Below are 24,140 nucleotides of genomic sequence, written 5' to 3' on the forward strand. Positions count from 1 at the left end.
GCGCTTCTTGCCCTTCGGCAAAGAAAAACCCCGGACTTGCCGGGGTTCTCCATAACGGAAAGACAGCAAACTTATCGGGTCAGACGCTTGTGTGCCTGGCTGCCCGGATTGAGAGCATCGGGGCCGAGGCGGCGGATTTTGTCCTGCTCGTAATCTTCGAAATTGCCTTCGAACCATTCAACATGGCCTTCGCCTTCAAAGGCCAGGATATGCGTGGCCAGGCGGTCGAGGAACATGCGATCATGGCTAATGATGATGGCGCAGCCGGCGAAGTTTTCGAGCGCGCTTTCCAGCGCCCCCAGCGTTTCCGTATCGAGATCGTTGGTCGGTTCGTCGAGCAGAAGCACGTTGCCGCCAGCCTTCAGCATCTTGGCCAGGTGAACGCGGTTGCGCTGACCGCCGGAGAGATTGCCGACTTTCTGCTGCTGATCGCCGCCCTTGAAGTTGAAGGCGCCGCAATAGGCACGCGAGTTCATGTCGAACTTGCCGAGCTTGATGATTTCGGCGCCGCCGGAGATTTCCTCCCATACGGTCTTATTGCCGTCGAGTGCATCGCGGCTCTGGTCGACATAGCTGAGATGCACCGTCTCGCCGATGCGGATCGAGCCGGAATCCGGCTTTTCCTGCCCGGTGATCATCTTGAACAGGGTCGTCTTGCCGGCGCCGTTCGGGCCGATGATGCCGACGATGCCGCCCGGCGGCAGCTTGATCGACAGATCGTTGACCAGCGTGCGGCCTTCGAAGCCCTTGGTGATGCCCTCCATCTCGATCACCACCTGGCCGAGACGCTCGCTGACCGGAATGATGATCTGCGCATCACCGGGACGCTGATTTTCGGCAGCATCGACCAACTGTTCGTAAGCGTTGATACGCGCCTTGGACTTGGCTTGACGAGCCTTGGGGCTGGAGGCGATCCATTCCTGTTCGCGGCTGATTGCCTTCTGGCGGCCAGCTTCTTCGCGGGATTCCTGCAGCATGCGCTTGGCCTTGGCCTGCAGGTAAGCGGAATAGTTGCCTTCGTAGGGAATGCCGCGGCCGCGGTCGAGTTCGAGAATCCAGCCGGTAACATTGTCGAGGAAGTAGCGGTCGTGGGTGATCATCATCACGGCACCCGGATAGTCGCGCAGGTGCTTTTCCAGCCAGGCGATGGTCTCGGCGTCGAGATGGTTGGTCGGTTCGTCGAGCAGCAGCAGGTCCGGCTGCGAGAGAAGCAGGCGGCAAAGCGCGATACGGCGGCGCTCACCGCCGGAAAGGCTGGTGACTTCGGCATCGCGCGGCGGGCAGCACAATGCTTCCATCGCCATCTCGACCTGACTTTCCAGATCCCAGAGATTCTGGCTGTCGATGATGTCCTGGAGCTTGGCGCCCTCTTCCGCAGTCTCGTCGGAATAGTTCATCATCAATTCGTTGTAGCGATTGAGGATTTCGGTTTTCTTGGCAACGCCTTCCATGACGTTTTCGAACACCGTCTTGTTGGGATCGAGCTGAGGCTCCTGCGGCAGGTAGCCGATGGTGGCGCCTTCGGCCAGCCAGGCTTCGCCGGTATATTCCTTGTCGAGGCCGGCCATGATGCGCAGCACGGTCGACTTACCGGCACCGTTCGGGCCGAGAATGCCGATTTTGGCGTCGGGATAAAAGGAGAGATGAATATTTTCCAGAATCTTCTTGGCGCCATAGGCCTTATTCAGACCGGCCATATGATAGATGAACTGACGTGCCATAGCTTGGGTTACTCCACAGGCGGATAACATTGCGAATTGTGCCGCTATGTAGGCGAAACCCCGCCCCCGGGCAACGGCGAAACCTTGTCCGAGGGCATTTATCCGCGCCGAGCCGCTGCTGGATGTCAGAAACCCGCCGCGTCCACGACGCCCTGATCACAGCCGAACGATGTTTTGCCGGCACTCTGGATCAGTTGCTCAAGTCGGGGCTCGCCTTCTGGCGACGGCTGGATGGCATCTTCAGACAGGCCGATCGTCAGTTCCGAGATCACGCGTACCTTGCCGACCTGGCGGCAGCTCATTTTCACGCGATCGCTGGCGCCTGCGCCAAAGCTTTTATTAAACGCAGCCTTGATGGCTTCGGCATCGAGCGTCTTGCCGATATTCTGCGCGAAAAGATCGCGCACGGCAGAAGTGTTGAGTTCGTTGATCAAGCCCACTGCAGTCCCGAAATAATCATCGGCGCTGAGCTTGGTGCAACTGCCATGCTTGATCCACTCATGCCGTTCCAGACCGGATTGCGTGCCGGGCATGACTTTATCCAGCGAAGCCTTAGTTTCCGCCGACAGTTGAACAGCCGGCAGATCTTTCCAATCGCTGCTGCGATCGGACTGCTTCAGATCATCGGAAACATCGCAATATTCCTGCCGCATCGGCCAAAGACCATGCAGCGAAAAGTTCTTGGCGTCGAAATTATTCGATGATTGATTTCGGCATTCTGCCTTCTTTTGGTTCGTCGCGCAGAACGCGGGTTCCCAACTTGCCGCCAGAATAAAGCGCGTTCGCCCGTGGCTATTCTCCTCAGCCACGGCGCTCGTCACCATCACCATCGCAGCCCAGACCGCAACTGCAAACCCTTGAAGCCAAGGCCTCATTTCATACCTCCAAAACAGAACAATATGAGAACAAATAAGCAGTTTGATCGGCAGCACGCAACCCTAAATCGCAACGACCGCGAAAATTTATTTCTGTGAGCTTCACTAACCGCGCATTGCAATCGCGGCAGCGATGACCTTTCGTCCCGATGGGGAGGAAACGTGCATCATGTTTGCCGAAACGAAGCGTCTGAATAGTCCGACAGGTGCGACACTCGCCTATCATCATGCGCCGGCAGAGGGCGATGTCCGTGGCGTGCTTCTCATCAGCCACGGCCTTGCCGAACATTCCCGTCGCTACGAACGCTTTGCCGGAGCGATGGCGGCGCACGGATTTCACGTCTACGCCCATGATCATCGCGGCCATGGCGAGACGACGGCTGCCGACGCCCCACTCGGCCGCTTCGCAAGGCGCAACGGCGTCGATGCGGTCATTGCCGATGTGATGGCGATCCGCGAGCTTGCCGCGACTGCCCATCCCGGTCTGCCAGTCATCCTCTTCGGTCACTCCATGGGTGGTTTGATCAGCCTCAACGTGGCGGTGACTCATCCCGATAAGTTCGACGCCGTCACGGTTTGGAATTCGAATTTCAATCCAGGCCTTGCCGGGCGCGCTGCGCAAGTCATCCTGAAGGCGGAACGCATGCTGAAGGGCTCCGATGTCCCGAGCGGGCTGCTGCCAAAGCTGACCTTCGACGCCTGGGGCCAATCCATTGCCAATCGCCGCACCGAATTCGACTGGCTGTCGCGTATTCCGGAAGAGGTGGATAAGTACATTGCCGACCCGCTCTGCGGCTTCGACGCGTCGGTCTCGCTGTGGCTAGATGTTTTCGAGCTGACTTTCCGCGCACAGCAAAGGGATCACCTCGATCGGCTTCGGCGCGACATGCCGATTCATCTCGTCGGCGGCGAGCGTGACCCCGCGACGAACAATGGAAAAGCGGTCTCCTGGCTGGCAAACCATTTGAAAAAGGCCGGATTTTCGCATATCACCATGACCATCCATCAGGACATGCGGCACGAGACTCTGAACGAGATCGGCGCGGCCGGAGCCATCTCGGATTTTGCGAGCTGGTGTAAACAGGTGACTGCAAAAGTCTGATTCCCATAGGAATATTCGAATGAGGGCCACCGGCAGTTCCCCGCCCCGTTTGCATCAATCGGAGCTGACAGATATCTGATAAAAAGGGGTCGGGATATCCATCATCATCGCCTCCGGCCTTTATATTCTCTGGCGCGAGCGCCGCTTTGCTTCCAAGCCCGTATCCGATACATCTGAGAGTACGTTTACGCCGTAGCCGCCCGTCTGGACCGACATGACCGATCATAGGACTAAGAAACCGCCGCTTTCCGGCATTCGCGTCATCGAACTGGCCCGCGTTCTTGCCGGTCCCTGGGCTGGGCAGATGCTGGCCGATCTCGGCGCCGATGTCATAAAGGTCGAGAATCCCGATGGAGGCGACGACACGCGCCAGTGGGGTCCGCCCTTCGTCGAGGGAAAGGATGGGGAAAACCTGTCCGCCGCCTACTACCACTCCGCCAATCGCGGCAAGCGTTCCGTTGTCGCTGATCTCAAGACGGAAAAAGGTCAAGCCCTCGTTCGACGGCTGGTCATGACCGCCGATGTGCTGATCGAGAATTTCAAGCTTGGCGGCCTTGTCAAATATGGCCTCGACTACGAGAGCCTGAGGAAGATCAATCCCAAATTGGTCTATTGTTCGATCACCGGCTTCGGCCAGACCGGCCCTTATGCCGGTCTCGCAGGCTATGATTATATCGTCCAGGGCATGTCCGGCTTCATGTCGATCACCGGCGAGCCGGATGGCCCGCCGATGAAAGCAGGGGTCGCAATCGCCGATATCTTCACCGGCATCTATGCCGTTTCCGCGATTGAAGCGGCCCTGATCCATGCGCTGAAGACCGGCGAAGGCCAGCTTGTCGATATGGCATTGCTTGACGTGCAATCCGCCGTGCTCGCCAATCAGAACATGAACTACCTAATTTCCGGCAAGGCTCCCACGCGCCTCGGAAACGCTCATCCCAATATCTCGCCCTATGAGATCGTGCCAACAGCCGACGGCTACCTGATCCTTGCCGTCGGCAATGACGGACAGTTCCGCCGTCTCTGCGCAATCCTCGGCATCGAGGCACATGCGGACGATGAACGCTATGCCACCAACAAAGCCCGCGTCGCCCATCGTGATGACGTCCGCGCTTTCATCTCGACAAAAACCCTGTCCTGGAAGAAAGCGGATCTGCTCAGAGCCTGCGAGGACAATGCGGTGCCGGCCGGCGCGATCAATACGATCGAAGACATGTTCGCCGACCCCCAAATCCAAGCTCGCGGCCTGCGGACCGATCTCGAGGATGCCGCCGGCACCCTCATCCCGAGCGTACGGACGCCGATTGTCCTGTCGGAAACGCCGTTGACTTATACGCGGCCTAGCCCGCGTCTTGGTGAGCATCAGGAGGAGGTTCTCGCTGAATTGGCGGAACTGGAGGAAGGAAAGGCAAAACCATGAAGCGCACAGGCGGCCAGCTCATCGTCGAAGCCCTGAAGGCAAATGGCGTCCGGCGCATCTCGTGCGTTCCCGGCGAAAGCTTTCTTGCCGTGCTGGATGCGCTTCATGACAGCGACATTGCCGTGCTCGTCTGTCGCCAGGAGGGCGGCGCGGCCATGATGGCGGACGCCTGGGGTCGGCTGACGGGTGAGCCCGGCATCTGCATGGTAACCCGCGGTCCGGGTGCAACCAATGCCTCGGCCGGCCTGCATATTGCCCGGCAGGATTCTATCCCGATGATCCTCTTCATCGGCCAGGTGCAGCGCGACGCCCGCGAGCGCGAAGCCTTCCAAGAGGTGGAATTCCGCCGCGCCTTTACCGAATTTTCCAAATGGGTCGGCGAGATCGACGATGCCGCCCGCATTCCGGAATTCGTCACACGCGCCTTCGCCATTGCGACCTCAGGCCGGCCCGGCCCCGTCGTCCTGACCCTGCCTGAGGATATGCTGCGCGACGAGGTCGAGGCGCCGCTTGCCAAGCGCTACATGCCGGTGGCAGCCCATCCAGGCCGCAGTCAGCTCGACGATCTCTATCTACGCCTGATCGCGGCCGAACGGCCTATGGTCATTCTCGGCGGCACGCGCTGGAATGATGACGCGGTCGCGAACATCAGACACGTCGCCGAGCGCTTCAAGCTGCCGGTCGGCTGCTCCTTTCGCCGGCAAATGCTGTTCGATCATCTGCATCCGAGTTACGCAGGCGATGTCGGCATCGGCATCAATCCGGCGCTGGCAAAGGAGGTCAAAGAGGCCGATCTGCTGATCCTGCTCGGCGGTCGCCTTTCGGAAATGCCGTCGTCCGGCTACACGTTGGTCGACATCCCTTACCCGCAACAACAGCTCGTCCATATCCATCCCGACCCGTCCGAACTCGGTCGCGTCTATCGCCCGGATCTGGCGATATGCGCCAGCCCGGCAGATTTCGTCGCGGCGCTCGCCGATCTCGAAGCGCCGGCAGAACCGCGTTGGGCGGAGCGGACGGCGCGCATGCATGCCGCCTATCTCGCCTGGTCGACGACGCCGGAGAAGAGCCCCGGCGCTGTGCATATGGGCCGTATCATGGACTGGATCGAGGCCAACACGGCTGATGATACGATCTTCACCAATGGCGCCGGCAACTATGCCACCTGGCTGCACCGCTTTCATCGCTTCCGTCGCTTCAACACGCAGGCGGCGCCGGCTTCGGGCTCGATGGGCTACGGCCTGCCGGCGGCGGTTGCTGCCAAGCAGCTCTTTCCCGAGCGGGAGGTGATCTGCTTTGCCGGCGACGGTTGTTTCATGATGCACGGACAGGAATTCGCGACCGCCGTCCAGTACGGCCTGCCGCTGATTGCTTTGGTCATCAACAACGGCATGTACGGCACCATCCGCATGCATCAGGAGCGGGAATATCCCGGTCGCGTAAGCGCCACATCGCTTGATAATCCAGACTTCGCAGCGCTAGCCCGTGCCTATGGCGGTCATGGCGAGACAGTAAAGGCGACGGAAGAATTCGGCCCTGCCTTTGAACGCGCGCGCGCCAGCGGCAAGCCGTCGATCATCGAGATCGTGCTCGATCCCGAGGCCATTACACCGTCACGGACGTTGACGGAAATTTCACAAACAAAAAGCCGGTGAGAGCGCCCTCACCGGCTTTTGGAAAATACATCAAATCGGAGATTAGTCGATTGCGGCGGTGACGATGAACTCGACCTTGTATTTCGGGGCAGCGAGCTTGGCCTCGCTGGTGGCGCGGGCCGGCGTATTGGCCGGATCGACCCAGGCTTCCCAGGCGGCGTTCATTTCGGCGAAATAGGCGATGTCGGAGAGATAGATGATCGTCTGCAGGATCTTCGATTTGTTGGAGCCGGCTGCAGCGAGAAGACGATCGACTTCGGCCAGTGCCGACTTGCACTGATCCGTGACGCTTTCGCCTTCACCAACCTGGCCGGCGAGGTAGACGGTGTTGCCGTGAATGACGGCGCCGCTCATGCGGGCCCCGACGTCGATACGCTTGATGCTCATGCTTCTCTCCTGATGTTGTGCGGGTGACGGGTAACAAACCGGGCGCTGCCCATCGGCAACGCCCTCAATCTCTCGCGGGTCTGGTCGTAGTGGCTCAGCCGCGAATATGGTGTGTCTTCTGATAGATCGCGGTGGAGCGTGCGCCGGAGCGGCAATAGCCGAGCATCGGCCGCGGGAATTCGTCGAGCGCATCGACCATGCCCTGCACGGCCTCTTCGGTCACACCCATCGGCCCGACGGGCACGTGCGCGATTTCGAGACCAAGCTCCTTGGCGCGGGCTTCGATGACGGAAAACGGCGTCTGATCCGGGCTCTCATTATCAGGGCGATGGCAGACGATGGAGTTGAAACCCATGGCCTTGATCTGATCGAGATCCTCCAGCGTGATCTGGCCGGAAACCGAGTATTCGTCATCGATCGGGCGGATATCCATGGTTCATTTCCTCTCTGAAACCGAGGGCCATGGTCTACGCCGCCATGGGCCGAGCGTCAACCGATTCAAGCCTTTCAGACGAAGGCAAAGTTGAGTGCGAAACTCCTGGCTTCCCCAGGCTGGAGAATATTGAATTCACCCGCCTCCTCCAGTTCGGCGCGTGAGACCCAGCGATGCGAAACGGGCTCGATACCGAGGACATGTGCCGGCGCACGCTGGTTGCGCCAGACCTGCAGGAAGGGCAGCGTATCCGTGCCGAACCGAACCCGCAGCGATTTGCCGCCGATGGCAGCAATCGGCCCGAGGCACAGTTCGGACCAGTCCTCGCCTTTGGCCGTTGCCGGCACACAAAAAAGACCGCCCAGCTCCTCGCCGAAGGTCCAGGGGAAACCGCCGTTCTCCAGCATCTGGCCGGAGAGCCGTACGCCATCATCGAACCATTTGCCGCCGACATTCATGTGATACATCAGAAAGACCGGCATCGCCTCGATGCTGGTGTTGACGATACGGTCGTTAAGCGAAACCTCGCCCGTCGCGCCGTCGATACGCCAATGACGCTCCAGCCGGGCCGTGCGGCGTTCGGCGGTGACAATGTCGATATCGGCGCGGCACTCCGCATTGCCGTTCTCGAACCGGGTCCACAGGATCTTTGCGGGATGTGAGGAGATGGAGCCGTGTAGTGGATAGCGCTTGCCCTCGAAAGCGCCTGACATCGGTTCCGGATGGCGGATATGATCCGGACCGCAGGTAAAGAGAAAGCCCTCCAGCGAATGATCGATGCGCGGATCACCGTCATCCGGAATGGCGCGTCCCGGCGCGAGATTGTTGCCGTCGACGATGCAGGCGCCGATGTCCAGCACGGAGCTCTCATCCAGCGTCAGTTTCGGTCCCTTGGCTGCGGCAAAGTCCATCATTTCCTGCAATCCTCCTCTACCGGCCTTTGATCGCCCGCCCCTGAAAAATCGTTTCGAAATGAGACAGGACGAGAATTAACGGTGGTTTGTCTTACCGAACGTTAACTTGACGCCTTGATCACATAAATTTTTATCTTTTATTCAGCATGATACATTCAAATTCCACACTAGCGTCAAAATTGCCATGTGTGTGTCGGCTCAGCCATCACCCGAGGATTCGACAGACGTGAACCGGTTCCTGAAATTCAGCCTTGCTCTGGCTCTGACAGCCGCGACATCTGCTCTTGCGCTGACCAATGCGCAGGCACAATTTTATCGTGGCGGGAACGATGTCGTTCTGGTGACCCCTGACGGACGAATCCTTGATCAGTATCCGGAGCAAGGCGTCGTGACCGTCGCCCGTGATGGGCGCGGCCATCGCGTGTTGATCGACCGCTATGGCAACGTCCTCGCTACAGAGATGCGTGCCAGCACCTATTACCCCCGCGCGCCCCGCCGTGACGTTTATAATAATGACGGCTATGGTGACGGCAACCGATATGGCGACACGCAGCTTTCCAACAATGGTGGCTATCGCGACTACCGCCAATATCGCAGCGACGATTTCGGGAGTAATGATGGTTATGTCGACAGCGGCTACGGCCAGCAGGATCGCGGCGTCGTCACCAGCGGCATTCCGCGCGGCGGCGAAATCCAGAACGAGCCGCTCGACAACCAGCCGCTTCCGGACGTGAACGGCCAATCTCAGAATCGAAACGGTAACGACTACGCATCGATCGATCCGCAGGAGCAGGCACCCGCCATCGAACGCAAGCCGCCCGCCGAGCCCGTCATCACGCTGAAGGGCAAGTCGAAGATGGAGATCACGGCGCTTGAAGTCTTCCTCGCTCGCCAGGGCATATCGCCGGGCGCGATCGATGGCCGCATGGGCGCCAATGTCACGAAGGCGATCTACGCCTATCAACAGATGACCGGTCAGACATTGAACCCGAACGACACGGATTCGATCCTTGAACAACTGCGCCTGTCGGGTGGCATGCCGATCGTCAACTACACGATCACGCCCGCCGATGCCGCCGGCCCCTATGTCGCGTCGATCCCTGAAGATTATGCCGAGAAGGCACAGATGCCTTCGCTCGGCTACACCTCGACCACGGAAATGCTGGCCGAACGCTTCCATATGGACGAAGGCTACCTGAAGGAGCTCAATCCCGGCGTCGACTTCACGGTCCCTGGCAGCACGATCAAAGTGGTCAACACCGGCCCGGGCAAGACCGGCACTGTCGCCAAGATCCTGGCCGACAAGGGCCGTAAGCAGGTTTTCGCCTATGACGCCAGCGGCGCCCTGATTGCCGCTTACCCTGCCAGCATCGGTTCGACCGATACGCCGTCGCCCTCCGGCACCGTCACCGTCGAGCGCGTCGCCTTCAATCCGGGCTATACATACAATCCGAAGATCAACTTCAAGCAGGGCGCTAACGATAAAATCCTCGACATTCCTCCCGGCCCCAACGGCCCGGTCGGCGTCGTCTGGATGGCGCTGTCAAAACCGACCTATGGCATTCACGGCACCCCAGATCCTTCGAAGATCGGCAAGTCGCAGAGCCATGGCTGCGTGCGCCTGACTAATTGGGATGCGACCGAACTTGCCAAGATGGTCAAGCCGGGTGTGGTGGTCGAATTCGTCGATTGATCGTATTTGAGAAATGATAAGGCCGTCGGATAGCTTATCCGGCGGCCTTTCTATTGTGAGAATAACTTATGCGGCGCTGCGGATCGCCTCATGGCCGGCGCTTCGGTCCGAAGCTGTTAGCCGGGTCGGCACGAGCCGCATCATCTCCTCGGCAAAGGCCCGGGCGTTTTCCTGAGCCTTGTCCAGATTGCTGACCCGGCTCGGATCCATTGTATAGAGCGTCCCGCCACAATCGAAGATGTCGCGGAAGGCAGAGCGTTCGATGATCGGCGTTTCGAGCACCGTAACGCTCCGTTCGGAGAGCAGCGCTTTGACCACCTGCAGCGCTCTGGTCGTCACCATCGAATTGACGCGGGTCAGCACGACCGAATGATTGATGCGGATGCCAGCCCGCTGTTCCAGATATTGCAGCAGTTCCAGCACCTGCGCTCCGCCCCGCGCATCCATCGCGCAGCCCTGGATTGGTATGAGCACATGATCGGAGAGACCGAGCGCCGTTGCCAACAGCGGCGTGCGAGCGCCCGGCAGGTCCAGGATGAAATAGTCTGTCGCACTGTTTTCGGAAAGATGCACAGGCAAGGACGCGCTGGTCACGAAATCGATGACCGAGATGTTGGGAACACGGTTGCCGGAAATCTCGTACCAGTGCGAAATCCAATGCTGCGGGTCGGCGTCGAGAATGGTGACTCGGTAGCCGCGTCGCGCCAGTTCGGTAGACAACAGCAAAACCGCAGTCGTCTTCCCCGCCCCACCCTTCGTATTTGCAAATGTGATAACTGGCATAGTCGGTCTCCGGCAAGATGGCGGTGAGCACGAACATCGCTCTTTTCAGCACCATCTGACTCATCGGTGCGGTTAAGACATTGTTTCGAAATATGGTTAACAAAGCCCTAATCGCAACTTTGACGACAGCGTTCTTGCATCGGCAAAACCTGAACCGACGCACCATCAGACGCCGTCCATCGGGTGAAGATTTCAATCATCCATGTGAGTACAAAAAATCGCGCCGCAATCATCTCGCGGCACGATCAAAAGTTCGAGGCAATATGCTTAGAAGCAGTCGCGGAACAGCGCCTTGGTGTTTTCCAGCGTCATCGCCACAGGATTGCCGCCGGCACTCGGATCTTCGATCGCCATAGCCGAGAGCTCATCGATGCGATCGGACGCGATGCCCATGGCTGAAAGGCTTTCCGGAACGCCGAGTTCAGTGCGCAACTTCAACACATAGTCGTAGAAGCCGTCGAAACCGCCGGAGATGCCGAGATAGGCGGCAGCGCGGGCGATCTTGTCTTCGATGGCCTTGCGGTTGAAGCGCAGGACGCCCGGCATGACGACAGCATTGGTCATGCCGTGATGCGTGTTGTAGACGGCGCCGATCGGATGCGACAGCGCGTGAATGGCGCCAAGCCCCTTCTGGAAGGCGACGGCGCCCATAGCAGCGGCGCTCATCATGTTGGCGCGCGCTTCGAGGTCGGTACCTTCCCTATAGGCGCGTGGCAGGAATTCCTTGACGAGCCGCATGCCTTCGAGCGCGATGCCGGCCGACATCGGGTGATAGAAGGGCGAGGAATAGGCTTCCAGGCAATGGGCGAAAGCATCCATGCCGGTGCCGGCAGTGATGATCTTCGGCATGCCGACCGTCAGCTCCGGATCGGCGATGACGACGCCCGGCAGGAACTTCGGATGGAAGATGATCTTCTTCACATGCGTTTCAGAATTGGTAATGACGCTGGCACGGCCAACTTCGGAGCCGGTGCCGGCGGTCGTTGGCACGGCGACGATCGGAGCAATGCCCTCGACATTGGCGCGGGTCCACCAATCGCCGATATCCTCGAAATCCCAGACAGGTCGCGTTTGGCCGGCCATAAAGGCAACACACTTGCCGAGATCGAGGCCCGAGCCGCCGCCGAAGGCAACGACACCGTCATGTCCACCATCCTTGAAGGCTTTGACTCCAGCTTCAAGGTTTTTCTCGTTCGGGTTCGGATCGACATCGGCGAAGAGAGCCCGCCCCAGACCTGCATCCTCCAGAATGTCCAGAGCCGTCTTGGTGATTGCCATCGAAGCAAGCCCTCGGTCGGTGACCAGGAGCGGCTTCTTCATGCCCAGGCTTTTGCAGGCGTCCGCCAGTTCCTTGATGCGGCCGCGGCCAAGCTTGAAGGCGTTCGGGTAGCTCCAATTGGCTGAGATATTGCTCATGCTGTTACCTTCTTCAAATGGTAGGATTTCGGGCGCGTCAGGTTATGAAAACCGATCACGGAGAGCGAGCCGCCACGGCCGGTTTCCTTGACACCGGTCCAGCACAATGCCGGATCGAGATAGTCGGCACGGTTCATGAAGACCGTGCCGGTTTCGATGTCGCGGCCGAGACGCGAGGCACGCTCGACATCCTTGGTCCAGAGCGAAGCCGTCAGGCCGTAGGGGCTGTCATTCATCAATTCCAGCGCTTCGGCATCGCTCTTCACCTTCATGATGCCGACGGCCGGACCGAAGGTCTCTTCCCGCATGAAGGCCATGGAATGATCGACATCGACGAGGATCTGCGGCGCGAGATAAGCGCCACCGTCATCGGCCGGGAAAAGCTTGGGGTCGACCAGCGCTTTGGCGCCTTTGGCGACGGCATCGGCGATCTGCTCGCGCACCACCTTGGCAAAACGCTTGTTCGCCATCGGGCCCAGCGTGGTTTCCGGATCGAGCGGATTGCCGAGCTTGTAGTTCGACACCCACGCAACCGACTTTTCGACGAAGGCATCGTAGAGCGATTCATGCACGTAGATGCGCTCGATGCCGCAGCAGCATTGGCCGGAATTGTAAGTGGCGCCGTCCATCAAGGTGTCGACGGCAGCGTCCAGGTCGGCATCCTCCATGACATAGCCCGGATCCTTGCCGCCAAGTTCGAGACCAAGGCTGGTGAAGGTGCCTGCGGCAGCACGCTCGATCGATCGTCCGCCTTGGACCGAGCCGGTGAAGTTGACGAAGTTGAAGCTGCCGGCGGCGATCAGAGCCGACGTCGTCTCATGGTCGAGATAGACGTTCTGGAAGACATCGGCCGGAACACCGGCCTCGACGAAAGCCTGAACCAGTCGCTCACCAACCAGAAGCGTCTGGCTGGCATGCTTCAGAATAACGGTATTGCCGGCCATCAGCGCCGGGGCGACCGTGTTGATTGCCGTCATATAAGGATAGTTCCAGGGCGCGATGACGAAGACGACGCCATGCGGCTCGCGCTCGATACGACGCGAGAAATTCGCGCTGTCTTCCACCACCATCGGCGACAGCGCATCCGCTGCGATCGAGGCCACATAATTTGAGCGCTCGTTGAAGCCGCGATATTCGCCGCCATATTTGATCGGTCGGCCCATCTGCCACGCGAGTTCCGGCACGACGACATCGGCCATTTCATTGAGGCGCGCAACCCCCTTCAGCACCAGTTGAACGCGGACTTCCAGCGGGCGACGCGCCCACTCCTTCTGCGCATTGCGGGCGCGGGTCACCACTTCCTTGGCCGCCTCCAGCGATAGCGCCGGACGCTCAGCATAAACCTCCCCATTTACCGGGGATACGCATGTGATCATGGTCATTCTTTTTTGCTCCAGTAGGCCTAGCAGGCAAGGGTCTTAACGTGACCAGCGGCTCCATAGGCGAGAATAGCGCGGTCTCGGGTGATGATCGTAAGATCGTGTTCACGTGCGGTAGCGATGATAATGCGATCCATTGGATTGCTGTGCAACGGCTCAGGAAGGTAGGACGCAGCAATCATGACGGCTGGCGTAGCCGTTTGCACATGTATTCCGCTGGCCTTCACAAAATCCTCGAACCATGCCAGCGCATGCTTCGTGCTGTGTATTCTACCCCGCGATATCAACATCCCGATCTCCCACGCGGTCAATGCGGAAACGCAAAGCCGATCACTGCCGGGAGCGATTTCGTTCACGGCATCGACCACTATCTGCGATATCGGCTTCCCGTTTGCCAGCCAAATAGCGGCGCAGGTATCGAGTAGAAAACTCTCATTCATTGTAGAGTTTATCACTCCACTCGACATCTATTGGCGCCGTGAGGTCAAGATCCGCCGCTATCGTCATTGTTCCTTTCATGCACCCGAAGATCGGATGAGCTTTCTCATCGCTAGCCGCGGGTCTGCCCGCCTCCATGTCCGGCGATGACATATGCCCATATGTGAAATCCGGCTGTTTCATTTCCTTAAATCCCTGCTGTGAAATAGTCCGATGGGCAGCGATATCCACGATACTGACACCCAGGAACTGGGCGATTAAATCTTGTTCCTCAGCGCTCATCTTGCGTTCGCCCGCAAGCATCCGGGAAGCCGCACTCTTATCGATATTCAGAAACCGGCCTAGCCCGCTTATGGTTTCGCCTCTGCTCGTCAGCTTCTGATAAAACCAATCCCTATCGATCGAACTCTTCCGCGCCATAAAGCTATCCCTTCATGTTGGACTCAAAAAATCCCATGAAGTTGTGATTATGTCAACGAATTATCTCAACGTTGAGAATTACGCTCTTTCGAATCCTCTCGCTACCTCCCAGTCGGTAATGCGGCGATCATACTCCTCCTGCTCCCATTCGGCAGCGCGGGTGTAATGATCGATGACATCGTCGCCGAAGGCGGCGCGCAGCATCTCTGAGCCGTTCAGCGCCACCGCAGCGTCTCGCAGCGTGCGCGGAATCTCGCGAACCTCGCGAGCGCCATAGGCGTCTCCGACGAAAGGCGCTTCCAGTTCAAGCTTGTTCTCGATGCCGTCGATGCCGGCGGCGATCAGCGCCGCGAAGGCGAGATAGGGATTAAGGTCAGAGCCGCCGACGCGGCATTCGATGCGGATACCCTTCGTTTCAGCGCCGCAGAGACGATAGCCCGCCGTGCGGTTGTCGGTGCTCCAGATCGCCTTGGTCGGCGCGAAGGTGCCAGCCACGAAACGCTTGTAGGAATTGATGTAGGGCGCGAGGAAATAGGTGATCTCGCTGGCATGCGTCAGAAGGCCGGCGACATAGTGCTTCATCAGCGGCGTCATGCCGTGCTCTTGTTCCTTGTCAAAGAACAGCGGCGTCTTACCGTCGGCGCTCCAAAGCGACTGGTGGATATGTGATGAGCTGCCGGCGGAATTGTAGTTCCATTTGGCCAGGAAGGTGATGGCCTTGCCCTTCGACCAGGCGATCTCTTTGCAGCCGTTTTTGATGATCGCATGGCGGTCCGCCATGGTTAGCGCATCGGCATAACGGACGTTGATTTCCTCCTGCCCCGCCGAGGCCTCGCCTTTGGAATTCTCCACCGGAATGTCGGCGCCCTGCAGGCCCTTGCGGATCGCCCGCATCACATCCTCTTCCTTGGTGGTCTGAAAGATGTGGTAGTCTTCATTGTAGCCGCTGGCGAGATGCAGGTTGCGATAGCCGGACTCGCGGGCACTGTCGTAGCTCTGATCGAACAGGAAGAATTCCAGTTCGGAAGCCATGAAGGCCTTCATGCCCATCGCTTCAAGCCGCCTGATCTGCTTCTTGAGGATGGCGCGCGGCGAATGCGCCACCTCTTCATGGGTGTGATGGTCGAGCACATCGCAAAGCACCAGAGCCGTGCCCTCGAGCCAGGGAATACGGCGAAGCGTGGCGAGATCGGGCTTCATCGTATAGTCGCCATAGCCCTTCTCCCAGCTCGTCGACTTGTAGCCCGAGACGGTCTCCATCTCGAGGTCGGTCGCTTGGAGGTAGTTGCAGCTATGCGTTTCTTTCCAGGCGCTCTCTATGAAGAATTCCGCCTGGAAACGCTTGCCCATCAATCGGCCCTGCATGTCCACCTGGCATGCCAGAACCGTATCAATGCGCCCTTCGGCCACATCTCGTCTGAGGTCGTCGAACGTATAGCTAGTGCTCATGATTTGGTCCGCCTGAACAAAGAATTGAAACATCGGCCTAACGAACAATGCCGCACGGCGGATAGCCGCGCTTCGCAGCCTTGTCGTTGCCGGTGAAGGGGCCGCAGGTCTGCGACCCCATAGGTTGGAGAGATTTGCTGATGCCTACTTCTCGCCGACAGCCGCTTCTGCCGCTGCGATTTCGGCCTTGCGCTTAGCGATGGCATCGCCGATCGGTGGCCCCTTGAAGCGGCGCTGCTCGAAGCCGAACCAGACGATCGCGGTCAGAACAAGGAAGCCGACGGTGATGATGCCTGCCCAATCATTCGGCGGCTGAATACCGAGAACGAAAATCACGATCATCGAGATGATGCTCAGCACCGCAAAAAGCTTGAACATACCCTCGCCGAGGTTCCACGGACCCATCTTATCCCACTTCGACGTGCCCCAAGCGAAGAGACCGAGTGTGATCGGGATCGCGAAGGAGAAGAAGAGGAAGATGACGGTGCACGATACGACGATGGTGTAAACAGGTGTATCGCCGATCGATACCAGCGACGATCCCCAGACGAACAGCACCGAGAGGATCGAACCGGTCCAGATCGCGGAAACCGGCGTGCGGTGTTTCGGGCTGACTCTGGAGAGAGCCTTCGATGCCGGCAGACCGCCGTCACGTGAGAACGCAAAGATCATGCGCGAGACTGAGGTGACCGTTGCAAGGCCGCACAGCCATTGGCTGATGAAGATCAGGAAATACAGGATATCTTTGACGACGGGGTTCACTTGAGCATCCATCGCCCAGAAGAACACGTTCCAGCCTTGCTTTGCGGCGTCGTCCATATTCGGGAGCATCAGAACGAACGCACATAGCATGATATAGCCGAACAGTGCCGACCAAAGCACGGAGGCTACCATACCGCGCGGAACGGAGTGCGCGGCCTTGACCGTTTCTTCCGAGGTATGCGCCGAGGCGTCATAACCTGTGATCGTGTAGATCGGCAGCAGAAGACCAAGCGCAAAGACCCAGAAGGTGGAAACCTGCGGCCAGACCGGCGCACCGGTTGCCGACCCGTCGGCAGCAATCGTCGCCACGCCCGAATAATTCGTGAAGGTGAACAGCCGCGCGAAATCATAGGACGGTGCGGCGATCAGGCATACGACAGCCAGTGCGATCGAGGTTGCGAAGATCAGATAACCCGAGAAGTCGGTCAGCTTCGCCGTCAGCCCGATACCCATATGGTTCACCAGCGCCTGAAGGCCGGTGATGACCACAAGGAAAACGATACGGATCAATGTCGTATCGGCCATGCCGAAGTAGCCGCCGAAAGCGCCGATGAAGAAATAATAGGTACCGACATTGATCGCGCCGAGAACGGTAACAAGGCCGAGCAAGTTGAACCATGCCGTCAGCCAACCCGTGAAGCGGTTACCGAGGATCGATCCCCAATGATAGAGCCCGCCCGCGGTCGGATAGGCCGAGCTGATCTGCGCCATTGCCACGGCAAAGACCAGGGAGATGAAGCATCCGACCGGCCAGCCGATGCCGATTGCGGCACCGCCTGCGCCCGAAGTTGCCTGAGCGAGCGAATTGATGCCGCCAGAAAGAATACAAATGATGGAAAACGATACGGCAAAATTCGAGAACGAGCTCATGCGCCGTTCCAACTCCTGAGCATAGCCCATGGAGTGCAGAATATGCACGTCCTGCTTCTTGTCCAACTCTGTGTAATTAGACATGTCATTCCCCCTAAAACCCGATCGCCCACGGAATTGCGGGCCACCATTGTGCCACTTGCGCCGCTGGCTTTTGCCATACGGCCCGATTGCAGTTGAACTGCTCCCCGGGGTCTTTTCTTTTTATGCTTAGGCTTCCAGACCGCTCTGAATAAGCCCTGTCAGATAGTCGGCCACGACCCTTTGGCCGACGTCATCTGCGATGAGGTCATTGCGGACCTCGATCATAACGTTATGCAAACCGTTGGCGAGCCCATGCAGTTTGAGCGTATGGGTCACGCCGTCTTCTGGTCCGTAAGGCTGGTTGCGTTCTGTACGATAGAGCGGCGCCTCGGCCGCCGCATCAAGCATGCGATCAGCCAGCCAGCGGTCCTCATCATGCAGAATGCCGAGCTCCACTGCCCGCTGCTTGCCATTGTACACAGGCGTGAAACTGTGAACCGTGACGATCACGGTTTCTTGCTCCCTCGCCGCCCGCTCGTTCAGAAGAGCCCGAATGCGGTCATGGAACGGTACATAAAGAGCATCGGTGCGGGCCTGCCGGTCAGCGGCTTGCAGGTGCTGGTTGCCGGGAATCGTATAGATTTCGCTGATTTCCGGCATGGCACCCGCGCTTTCCGGCGGGCGATTGCAATCGTAGACCAACCGCGAAAAGCGTTGGTGAACCAGCGTCGCGTCGAGGTTGCCAGACATCTTCCTGGCGACAGCCAATGCACCTGGGTCCCAGGCGATATGGCTCGAAAGCGCTTCGATCGAAAGGCCTAGATCGCCGAAATAGGCAGGCAACGTGCGCGAAGCATGTTCGCAGATGATCAAGACTGGGCTTTTTCCATCCGGCCGTTCGACCGCGACGCAATCGCCATCAGCTTTTGTCAGAATGCCCTGCCCGGCAAGCATCAAAGGCGCCCCATCCCTCTTAATAAAATCTTTATAAGAAAAGAATTCTTCAGGTTTCGGCGACTGTCAACCGGAAACTGAAAATATTTCTTCATTTGTGACATTGACTCGAAATGTGACAGCGTAGTTATATTCATTTCAGGAGCTTGGCATCAGACCGGCCCGGGGAGCAAAAATCGAGTGAGCAATGCGTCGAAAACAGTTTCGGACGTAATCAATGCCCAATTTGACGCGCTGACGCGCGCCGAAAAGCAGCTCGCCAAGAGCCTGCTCGACAACTACCCCGTTTCGGGGCTGGGCAGCATTACGACGGTTGCCGAAAATGCGCGAGTATCCACGCCGACCGTGGCGCGCATGGTGCAGAAGCTCGGTTTCAAGGGCTATCCGGACTTTCAGTCGCGCCTCCATCAGGAGGTCGAGGCAACCATCTCAAATCCGCTTACGAAGCATGACCGCTGGGCATCCAATGCTCCCGGTACACATATTCTCAATCGCTTTGCAGACGCCATCATGGGCAATCTCCGCCAGACGCTGGCGGACATCGATGCGGTAACCTTCGACAACGTCGCTGCGCTGCTGTCGGAGCACAAGCGCGGGCTTTATTTCGTCGGTGGACGCATCACCGGCGCGCTTGCCGAATATTTCTTCACTCACATGCAGGTCATCCGCCCGAACACGACCTTGCTGTCCTCCAATTCCAGTTCCTGGCCGCAATATGTTTTGAACATGAATCCCGGCGACCTGCTCGTGATCTTCGATATCAGACGCTATGAGCAGGAAATGGTCAGCCTCGCCGCCGCCGCTCGCCGCCGCGGGGCCGAAATCATCGTCTTCACTGATCAATGGGCGACCCCTGCCGTTAAATATGCAAAGCACACCTTCCGCGTGCAAATCGAGGCGCCGTCGGCGTGGGATTCCTCCGTCGTTACCCTCTTCATAATCGAGGCCCTGATCGAAGCCGTGCAAAGCTCGACCTGGGACGAGACGAGTGAACGCCTGAAAACGCTCGAAGGCCTGTTCGAACAAACAAGGCTGTTCCGCAAGCTAGGTTAGGAGGGAAGGAGAGTAAAAAACAACCTGAGGATCAGTCGGCAAGATGGAGCCTGTCATCATCGGCGAATAAACGCAAATTTCCGATGTTTTCAGGAGACGCAACCCGCGGGAACCCGTCACACAACCTTCATGCAACGTCATTAACAGCAACGCCAGACACTGAAAACCCAAAAGGAGGAATACCAGTGATCTCGAAAATTCATCGTCTTCTGACGCTCTCCACTGCAATGCTCGTAGCTTCGACTGCCATTGCTGCTGCTGAACCGAGCGCAGACCTCATCGCTGCCGCCAAGAAGGAAGGCACGCTGACCACCATCGCCCTGCCCCATAACTGGTGCGGTTACGGCGACCTGATCGCTGCTTTCAAGGCGAAATACGGCATCGATGTCAACGAACTGAACCCGGACGCCGGGTCGGGCGATGAAGTCGAAGCTATCCGCGCCAACAAGGGCAACACCGGACCGCAGGCTCCCGACGTAATCGACGTTGGTCTCTCCTTCGGGCCGACCGCCAAGAAGGACGGCCTGCTGCAGCCTTACAAGGTCTCCACCTGGGACTCGATCCCGGACAGCGCCAAGGATGCTGACGGCTACTGGTATGGCGACTATTACGGCGTTCTCTCCTTCGTCGTGAACAAGGACGTCGTCAAGAACCCGCCGAAGGACTGGGCTGATCTGCAGAAGCCGGAATACGCGAACACCGTTTCGCTCGCTGGCGACCCGCGCACTTCGAACCAGGCTGTTCAGGCCGTTTACGCGGCTGGTCTCGCCGCTGGCGAGAAGGATGCAACCAAGGTTGGCGACGCGGGCCTGAAGTACTTTGCCCAGCTCAACAAGGCCGGCAACTTCGTTCCGATCATCGGCAAGTCCGCTTCGCTCGCTCAGGGCTCTACCCCAATCGTCGTCGCCTGGGACTATAACGGCCTCGCATGGCGCGACAGCCTGAACGGCAACCCGCCGGTTGACGTTACGGTTCCGGCTTCGGGCGTTATCGCCGGCGTTTACGTTCAGGCGATCTCGGCTTTCGCTCCGCACCCGAACGCCGCCAAGCTCTGGATGGAATTCCTTTATTCCGACGAAGGCCAGATCGGCTGGCTGAAGGGTTATTGCCATCCGATCCGCTTCAACGACCTGGCGAAGAACAAGAAGGTTCCGCAGGAACTTCTCGACAAGCTGCCGCCGGCTGCCGCCTATGAAAAGGCCGTCTTCCCGACGCTCGAAGAGCAGGATGCCGGCAAGGGCGTCATCACCAAGCAGTGGGACAGTGTCGTCGGTTCGAACGTTCAGTAATCTGACTTGACATGGCCTCCCCGCTTCGGCGGGGAGGTTTTCCGTTTTCCGACGCCGCAAATTGGGTTCCTCATGAGCACCGTCACAACATCAACGATCAGCACCGCACCCATGATCAGCAAGCGTGCCGTCATCGATTGGCTGGGCATTGCCCCCTTCGCGATCTTCACCCTGTTGTTCCTGATTATCCCGACGCTCTATCTCGTCATGGGTGCGTTTCTGACGCCGGATGGAAGCTTCACGCTCAAGAACCTTGGCGATCTGTTCACGCCGACCATCCTGAGCGCCTATTGGATCAGTATCCGAATTTCGGTCGCGTCGGCGCTCGGCGGCGCGATCATCGGTTTCTATCTTGCCTGGGCGCTCGTCCTCGGAGGACTCCCCTCCTGGATCCGACATGCCTTCCTGACCTTTTCCGGCGTCGCTTCCAATTTTGCGGGTGTGCCGCTGGCCTTCTCATTTATCGCAACGCTTGGCCGCCAAGGCCTTGTCACCATATTGCTCGCCCATTTCGGTTTGAATCTTTACGCGGCCGGCTTTAACCTTCTGAGCTTTTTCGGTCTCACCATCACCTACATGTATTTCCAGATACCGCTTATGGTGCTGATCATCACGCCGGCATTGGACGGCATGAAGAAGGAATGGCGCGAAGCTGCCTCTATTCTCGGTGCCACCAACAAGCAGTATTGGCTGATGGTCGCCCTGCCGATCCTCTGGCCGAGCCTGCTTGGCACGACGCTGCTGCTGTTCGCCAACTCCTTCGGCGCCATCGCAACCGCGATCGCGCTCACCGGCAGCTCGCTGAATATCGTTCCGATCGTCCTCTACGCGCAGATCCGCGGCGACGTGCTGCACAATGCCAATCTCGGCTATGCCCTTGCGCTCGGAATGATCGTCATCACAGGTATTTCAAACGTCATCTACATCATGATGCGCATACGCGCCGAACGGTGGCAAAAATGAAGCTGCAAAAATTCTTTGCCTGGATCGCTGTCGCCATCGGCGTCATCTATTTCTTTGTGCCGCTCATCGGCACGTTGGAATTTTCGCTGCGCATGCGGCGCGACGTTTATAGCTTCGACGCCTACAGGTCGGTCTTTTCAGACTTGGGATTCCTGACCGCCTTCGGTTTCTCGATGCTGATGGCGCTACTGACCATCATCTTCGGCATGCTGCTCGTTGTGCCGACCGCCTATTGGGTGCGCCTGCGTCTGCCGCAGATCCGACCCTTCGTCGAATTTGTCACGCTGATGCCGCTCGTCATCCCGGCCATCGTTATCGTCTTCGGCTATCTCCGCCTCTATAACTCGTCATCGATCCTGCCGCTGACGGGCTACAATCAGACGACGAACCTCCTCCTCGTCTGCTCCTACATTGTGTTGTCGCTGCCTTATATGTACCGTTCGGTGGATACGGCTATGCGCACCATCGATGTCGGCACATTGACGGAGGCGGCGGAAAGCCTGGGTGCAAAGTGGACGACGATCATGTTCAGATGCATCTTCCCGAATGTAATGAGCGGCGTGCTTTCCGGCGCCTTCATCACGCTCGCGATCGTCATGGGTGAATTCACCATGGCGTCGCTGCTCAACCGTCCGGCTTTCGGGCCTTATATGCAGCTCATCGGCGCCAACCGAGCTTACGAGCCGTCGGCGCTGGCGATCATCGCGCTCGCTGTAACCTGGCTCAGCATGGGCCTGCTCCAGGCCGTTTCCCGCTTCTCCAAATCTGCTCCGATTAAGGCGTAAGGCTTCACACCATGGCTTTTCTCGAACTCACACACATCAAAAAATCCTTCGGCGAGGTGCAGGTCGTTCACGACTTCACCATGCATATCGAGAAGGGAGAGTTCATCTCCTTCCTCGGACCGTCGGGTTGCGGCAAGACGACCGTTCTGCGCATGATCGCCGGCTTCGAAACGCCGACCGCTGGCACGCTGACGATCAACGGCAAAGACCAGCGTCCGCTGAAGCCGAACCAGCGCAACATCGGCATGGTATTCCAGGCCTATGCCCTGTTTCCGAACATGACCGTGCATGACAATGTCGCCTTCGGCCTCAAGGTCGCCGGTATGGCCAAGCCCGAAATCGACAAACGGGTCAAGGAAATGCTCGGCCTGATCAAGCTCGACCATCTCGCCGGCCGTTATCCCTTCCAGATGTCGGGCGGCCAGCAACAGCGCGTAGCGCTTGCTCGCGCCATCGCTGTGAAGCCGCAGCTTCTGTTGCTCGACGAACCGCTTTCGGCGCTGGATGCCAAGATCCGCGTCTCGCTACGCGAAGAAATCCGCGCCATCCAGCAACAGCTCGGCATCACCACCGTTTTCGTGACGCACGACCAGGAAGAAGCTTTGTCGATCTCCGACCGCATCGTCGTCATGAACGCTGGCCGCGCCGATCAGATCGGCACGCCCTTCGAAATCTACAACAGGCCCGCCACCCGCTTCGTCGCCTCCTTTGTCGGCACCTTGAACCTCATCGAAGGCAAGGTCGTCGACCCGGACAGCAACCGCATCATGATTGGCGATCAGGGTGTAACCCTGAAGCAATCGGTCACCGCCTACAAGCCCGGCGACACCGTATCGCTGGCGCTGCGTCCGGAAGCCGGCTCGCTGGCAGAATCGGCCAAGGGCGACACTGCCTTGACCGGCGAAGTCTCCTCGGCTCACTTCCTGGGTTCGGTCATCCGCACGCGCATGAATGTCGGTGGCAACACCATCTCCTTCGACATGTTCAACAGCCCGGGCATGATGCCTCCCAGCGTCGGGGAAAGGGTCACGCTGCGTTTCGCCTCCTCCGATCTGCTGGTCATTCAGGACTGATCGACGGAACAATTGGACAGATTTTTCGCAAGCGCCGGGTAAATCGCCCGGCGTTTTTCTTTGATTTCTGTTGCACCGCATCTATAGTCCAGCCGTTCTCAGGGCGGGGTGCAATTCCCCACCGGCGGTATGGAGACTGGTCTCCGAGCCCGCGAGCGCCTTTCGGTTCTGCCGGAAGGGTCAGCAGATCCGGTGAGAGGCCGGAGCCGACGGTATAGTCCGGATGGAAGAGAGCAAGCCAGGTCGAAGGCTCCTTCGCATAGGGGGCTTCTGCGACCTTGC

22 protein-coding genes, 1 pseudogene and 1 riboswitch are annotated in these 24,140 nt (G+C 58.6%); of the genes and pseudogenes, 10 read left to right on the forward strand and 13 right to left on the reverse strand.

From position 1 onward, the window contains the following. Positions 1–71: 71 nt before the first annotated feature. Positions 72–1,721 carry an energy-dependent translational throttle protein EttA gene (gene ettA, locus QA646_RS09585; RefSeq protein ID WP_283055240.1) on the reverse strand — a complete coding sequence of 550 codons (1,650 nt, stop codon included), beginning with the start codon at positions 1,719–1,721 and terminating at the stop codon, positions 72–74. Between the two features lie 125 nt (positions 1,722–1,846). Further along, the gene (locus QA646_RS09590) at positions 1,847–2,596 is read right to left on the reverse strand and encodes a ribonuclease (protein ID WP_283058826.1); all 750 of its coding nucleotides are present in this window, start codon (positions 2,594–2,596) and stop codon (positions 1,847–1,849) included. A 169-nt stretch (positions 2,597–2,765) separates the two neighbouring features. On the opposite strand from QA646_RS09590, the gene QA646_RS09595 reads away from it, so the two are divergent. The 4 genes and pseudogenes from QA646_RS09595 to QA646_RS09610 all read left to right on the forward strand — a co-directional run bounded on the left by QA646_RS09595 (position 2,766) and on the right by QA646_RS09610 (position 6,773). Beyond that, complete coding sequence (locus QA646_RS09595) at positions 2,766–3,698, forward strand: alpha/beta hydrolase (protein ID WP_283055241.1); 933 nt, start codon at positions 2,766–2,768, stop codon at positions 3,696–3,698. An 82-nt stretch (positions 3,699–3,780) separates the two neighbouring features. Then, positions 3,781–3,894, forward strand: a pseudogene (locus QA646_RS09600) (EamA/RhaT family transporter); the annotation flags it as partial. A gap of 18 nt (positions 3,895–3,912) precedes the next feature. Next, positions 3,913–5,118, forward strand: coding sequence for a CaiB/BaiF CoA-transferase family protein (locus QA646_RS09605; RefSeq protein WP_283055242.1), 1,206 nt, complete (start codon positions 3,913–3,915; stop codon positions 5,116–5,118). Next, entirely contained in the window at positions 5,115–6,773 is a 1,659-nt protein-coding gene (locus tag QA646_RS09610; protein ID WP_283055243.1) for a thiamine pyrophosphate-binding protein, read from the forward strand. The genes QA646_RS09605 and QA646_RS09610 overlap by 4 nt, the downstream gene beginning before the upstream one ends. A 42-nt stretch (positions 6,774–6,815) precedes the next feature. Here QA646_RS09610 and QA646_RS09615 read toward each other — a convergent pair whose 3' ends face one another. The 3 genes from QA646_RS09615 to QA646_RS09625 all read right to left on the reverse strand — a co-directional run bounded on the left by QA646_RS09615 (position 6,816) and on the right by QA646_RS09625 (position 8,507). Further along, positions 6,816–7,160 carry a RidA family protein gene (locus QA646_RS09615; RefSeq protein WP_107108498.1) on the reverse strand — a complete coding sequence of 115 codons (345 nt, stop codon included), beginning with the start codon at positions 7,158–7,160 and terminating at the stop codon, positions 6,816–6,818. A 94-nt stretch (positions 7,161–7,254) separates the two neighbouring features. After that, positions 7,255–7,593 (reverse strand): TIGR01244 family sulfur transferase, encoded by a 339-nt coding sequence (locus QA646_RS09620; protein ID WP_028752425.1) that lies wholly within the window; start codon positions 7,591–7,593, stop codon positions 7,255–7,257. Between the two features lie 74 nt (positions 7,594–7,667). After that, entirely contained in the window at positions 7,668–8,507 is an 840-nt protein-coding gene (locus QA646_RS09625; protein WP_283055244.1) for a DUF4432 family protein, read from the reverse strand. A gap of 226 nt (positions 8,508–8,733) precedes the next feature. On the opposite strand from QA646_RS09625, the gene QA646_RS09630 reads away from it, so the two are divergent. Then, positions 8,734–10,200 (forward strand): L,D-transpeptidase, encoded by a 1,467-nt coding sequence (locus QA646_RS09630; protein WP_283055245.1) that lies wholly within the window; start codon positions 8,734–8,736, stop codon positions 10,198–10,200. 66 nt (positions 10,201–10,266) lie between these two features. Here the strand turns inward: QA646_RS09630 and QA646_RS09635 are convergent, their stop codons facing one another. The 8 genes from QA646_RS09635 to QA646_RS09670 all read right to left on the reverse strand — a co-directional run bounded on the left by QA646_RS09635 (position 10,267) and on the right by QA646_RS09670 (position 18,698). After that, positions 10,267–10,983, reverse strand: coding sequence for a ParA family protein (locus QA646_RS09635; protein WP_283055246.1), 717 nt, complete (start codon positions 10,981–10,983; stop codon positions 10,267–10,269). 267 nt (positions 10,984–11,250) lie between these two features. After that, on the reverse strand, positions 11,251–12,399 hold the full coding sequence (locus QA646_RS09640) for an iron-containing alcohol dehydrogenase (protein WP_283055247.1): 1,149 nt from the start codon (positions 12,397–12,399) through the stop codon (positions 11,251–11,253). After that, positions 12,396–13,781 (reverse strand): aldehyde dehydrogenase family protein, encoded by a 1,386-nt coding sequence (locus QA646_RS09645; protein WP_283055248.1) that lies wholly within the window; start codon positions 13,779–13,781, stop codon positions 12,396–12,398. Before QA646_RS09645 ends, QA646_RS09640 begins: the two co-directional genes overlap by 4 nt. Positions 13,782–13,801: 20 nt before the next feature. Further along, complete coding sequence (locus QA646_RS09650) at positions 13,802–14,218, reverse strand: type II toxin-antitoxin system VapC family toxin (RefSeq protein WP_283055249.1); 417 nt, start codon at positions 14,216–14,218, stop codon at positions 13,802–13,804. Next, entirely contained in the window at positions 14,211–14,636 is a 426-nt protein-coding gene (locus tag QA646_RS09655; RefSeq protein ID WP_283055250.1) for a helix-turn-helix transcriptional regulator, read from the reverse strand. The genes QA646_RS09650 and QA646_RS09655 overlap by 8 nt, the downstream gene beginning before the upstream one ends. Positions 14,637–14,714: 78 nt before the next feature. Continuing rightward, complete coding sequence (locus tag QA646_RS09660; protein WP_283055251.1) at positions 14,715–16,085, reverse strand: glutamine synthetase family protein; 1,371 nt, start codon at positions 16,083–16,085, stop codon at positions 14,715–14,717. Between the two features lie 144 nt (positions 16,086–16,229). Next, positions 16,230–17,801: an amino acid permease gene (locus QA646_RS09665; RefSeq protein ID WP_283055252.1), complete on the reverse strand. Its 1,572-nt coding sequence runs from the start codon at positions 17,799–17,801 to the stop codon at positions 16,230–16,232. A gap of 126 nt (positions 17,802–17,927) precedes the next feature. Beyond that, entirely contained in the window at positions 17,928–18,698 is a 771-nt protein-coding gene (locus QA646_RS09670; RefSeq protein WP_283055253.1) for an N-formylglutamate amidohydrolase, read from the reverse strand. Between the two features lie 177 nt (positions 18,699–18,875). Here QA646_RS09670 and QA646_RS09675 point away from each other — a divergent pair, with 177 nt between their 5' ends. The 5 genes from QA646_RS09675 to QA646_RS09695 all read left to right on the forward strand — a co-directional run bounded on the left by QA646_RS09675 (position 18,876) and on the right by QA646_RS09695 (position 23,858). After that, on the forward strand, positions 18,876–19,748 hold the full coding sequence (locus tag QA646_RS09675) for a MurR/RpiR family transcriptional regulator (protein WP_283055254.1): 873 nt from the start codon (positions 18,876–18,878) through the stop codon (positions 19,746–19,748). 185 nt (positions 19,749–19,933) lie between these two features. Further along, on the forward strand, positions 19,934–21,037 hold the full coding sequence (locus QA646_RS09680) for an ABC transporter substrate-binding protein (protein WP_283055255.1): 1,104 nt from the start codon (positions 19,934–19,936) through the stop codon (positions 21,035–21,037). A 72-nt stretch (positions 21,038–21,109) separates the two neighbouring features. Continuing rightward, positions 21,110–22,000 (forward strand): ABC transporter permease subunit, encoded by an 891-nt coding sequence (locus QA646_RS09685; RefSeq protein WP_283055256.1) that lies wholly within the window; start codon positions 21,110–21,112, stop codon positions 21,998–22,000. Beyond that, positions 21,997–22,785: an ABC transporter permease gene (locus tag QA646_RS09690; protein WP_283055257.1), complete on the forward strand. Its 789-nt coding sequence runs from the start codon at positions 21,997–21,999 to the stop codon at positions 22,783–22,785. The genes QA646_RS09685 and QA646_RS09690 overlap by 4 nt, the downstream gene beginning before the upstream one ends. Before the next feature lie 11 nt (positions 22,786–22,796). Next, positions 22,797–23,858: an ABC transporter ATP-binding protein gene (locus QA646_RS09695; protein ID WP_283055258.1), complete on the forward strand. Its 1,062-nt coding sequence runs from the start codon at positions 22,797–22,799 to the stop codon at positions 23,856–23,858. Positions 23,859–23,948: 90 nt separating this feature from the next. Further along, positions 23,949–24,097, forward strand: a riboswitch (FMN riboswitch). Positions 24,098–24,140: the final 43 nt, after the last annotated feature.

This window comes from Rhizobium sp. CB3090, assembly GCF_029714285.1.
Taxonomy (GTDB): Bacteria; Pseudomonadota; Alphaproteobacteria; order Rhizobiales; family Rhizobiaceae; genus Rhizobium.

Excerpts from the sequence above, each read along its gene's own strand:
- ettA (WP_283055240.1), bottom strand. The coding sequence starts at position 1,721 with ATGGCACGTCAGTTCATCTATCATATGGCCGGTCTGAATAAGGCCTAT.
- QA646_RS09590 (WP_283058826.1), bottom strand. The coding sequence starts at position 2,596 with ATGAGGCCTTGGCTTCAAGGGTTTGCAGTTGCGGTCTGGGCTGCGATG.
- QA646_RS09595 (WP_283055241.1), top strand. The coding sequence starts at position 2,766 with ATGTTTGCCGAAACGAAGCGTCTGAATAGTCCGACAGGTGCGACACTC.
- QA646_RS09605 (WP_283055242.1), top strand. The coding sequence starts at position 3,913 with ATGACCGATCATAGGACTAAGAAACCGCCGCTTTCCGGCATTCGCGTC.
- QA646_RS09610 (WP_283055243.1), top strand. The coding sequence starts at position 5,115 with ATGAAGCGCACAGGCGGCCAGCTCATCGTCGAAGCCCTGAAGGCAAAT.
- QA646_RS09615 (WP_107108498.1), bottom strand. The coding sequence starts at position 7,160 with ATGAGCATCAAGCGTATCGACGTCGGGGCCCGCATGAGCGGCGCCGTC.
- QA646_RS09620 (WP_028752425.1), bottom strand. The coding sequence starts at position 7,593 with ATGGATATCCGCCCGATCGATGACGAATACTCGGTTTCCGGCCAGATC.
- QA646_RS09625 (WP_283055244.1), bottom strand. The coding sequence starts at position 8,507 with ATGATGGACTTTGCCGCAGCCAAGGGACCGAAACTGACGCTGGATGAG.
- QA646_RS09635 (WP_283055246.1), bottom strand. The coding sequence starts at position 10,983 with ATGCCAGTTATCACATTTGCAAATACGAAGGGTGGGGCGGGGAAGACG.
- QA646_RS09640 (WP_283055247.1), bottom strand. The coding sequence starts at position 12,399 with ATGAGCAATATCTCAGCCAATTGGAGCTACCCGAACGCCTTCAAGCTT.
- QA646_RS09645 (WP_283055248.1), bottom strand. The coding sequence starts at position 13,781 with ATGACCATGATCACATGCGTATCCCCGGTAAATGGGGAGGTTTATGCT.
- QA646_RS09650 (WP_283055249.1), bottom strand. The coding sequence starts at position 14,218 with ATGAATGAGAGTTTTCTACTCGATACCTGCGCCGCTATTTGGCTGGCA.
- QA646_RS09655 (WP_283055250.1), bottom strand. The coding sequence starts at position 14,636 with ATGGCGCGGAAGAGTTCGATCGATAGGGATTGGTTTTATCAGAAGCTG.
- QA646_RS09660 (WP_283055251.1), bottom strand. The coding sequence starts at position 16,085 with ATGAGCACTAGCTATACGTTCGACGACCTCAGACGAGATGTGGCCGAA.
- QA646_RS09665 (WP_283055252.1), bottom strand. The coding sequence starts at position 17,801 with ATGTCTAATTACACAGAGTTGGACAAGAAGCAGGACGTGCATATTCTG.
- QA646_RS09685 (WP_283055256.1), top strand. The coding sequence starts at position 21,110 with ATGAGCACCGTCACAACATCAACGATCAGCACCGCACCCATGATCAGC.
- QA646_RS09690 (WP_283055257.1), top strand. The coding sequence starts at position 21,997 with ATGAAGCTGCAAAAATTCTTTGCCTGGATCGCTGTCGCCATCGGCGTC.
- QA646_RS09695 (WP_283055258.1), top strand. The coding sequence starts at position 22,797 with ATGGCTTTTCTCGAACTCACACACATCAAAAAATCCTTCGGCGAGGTG.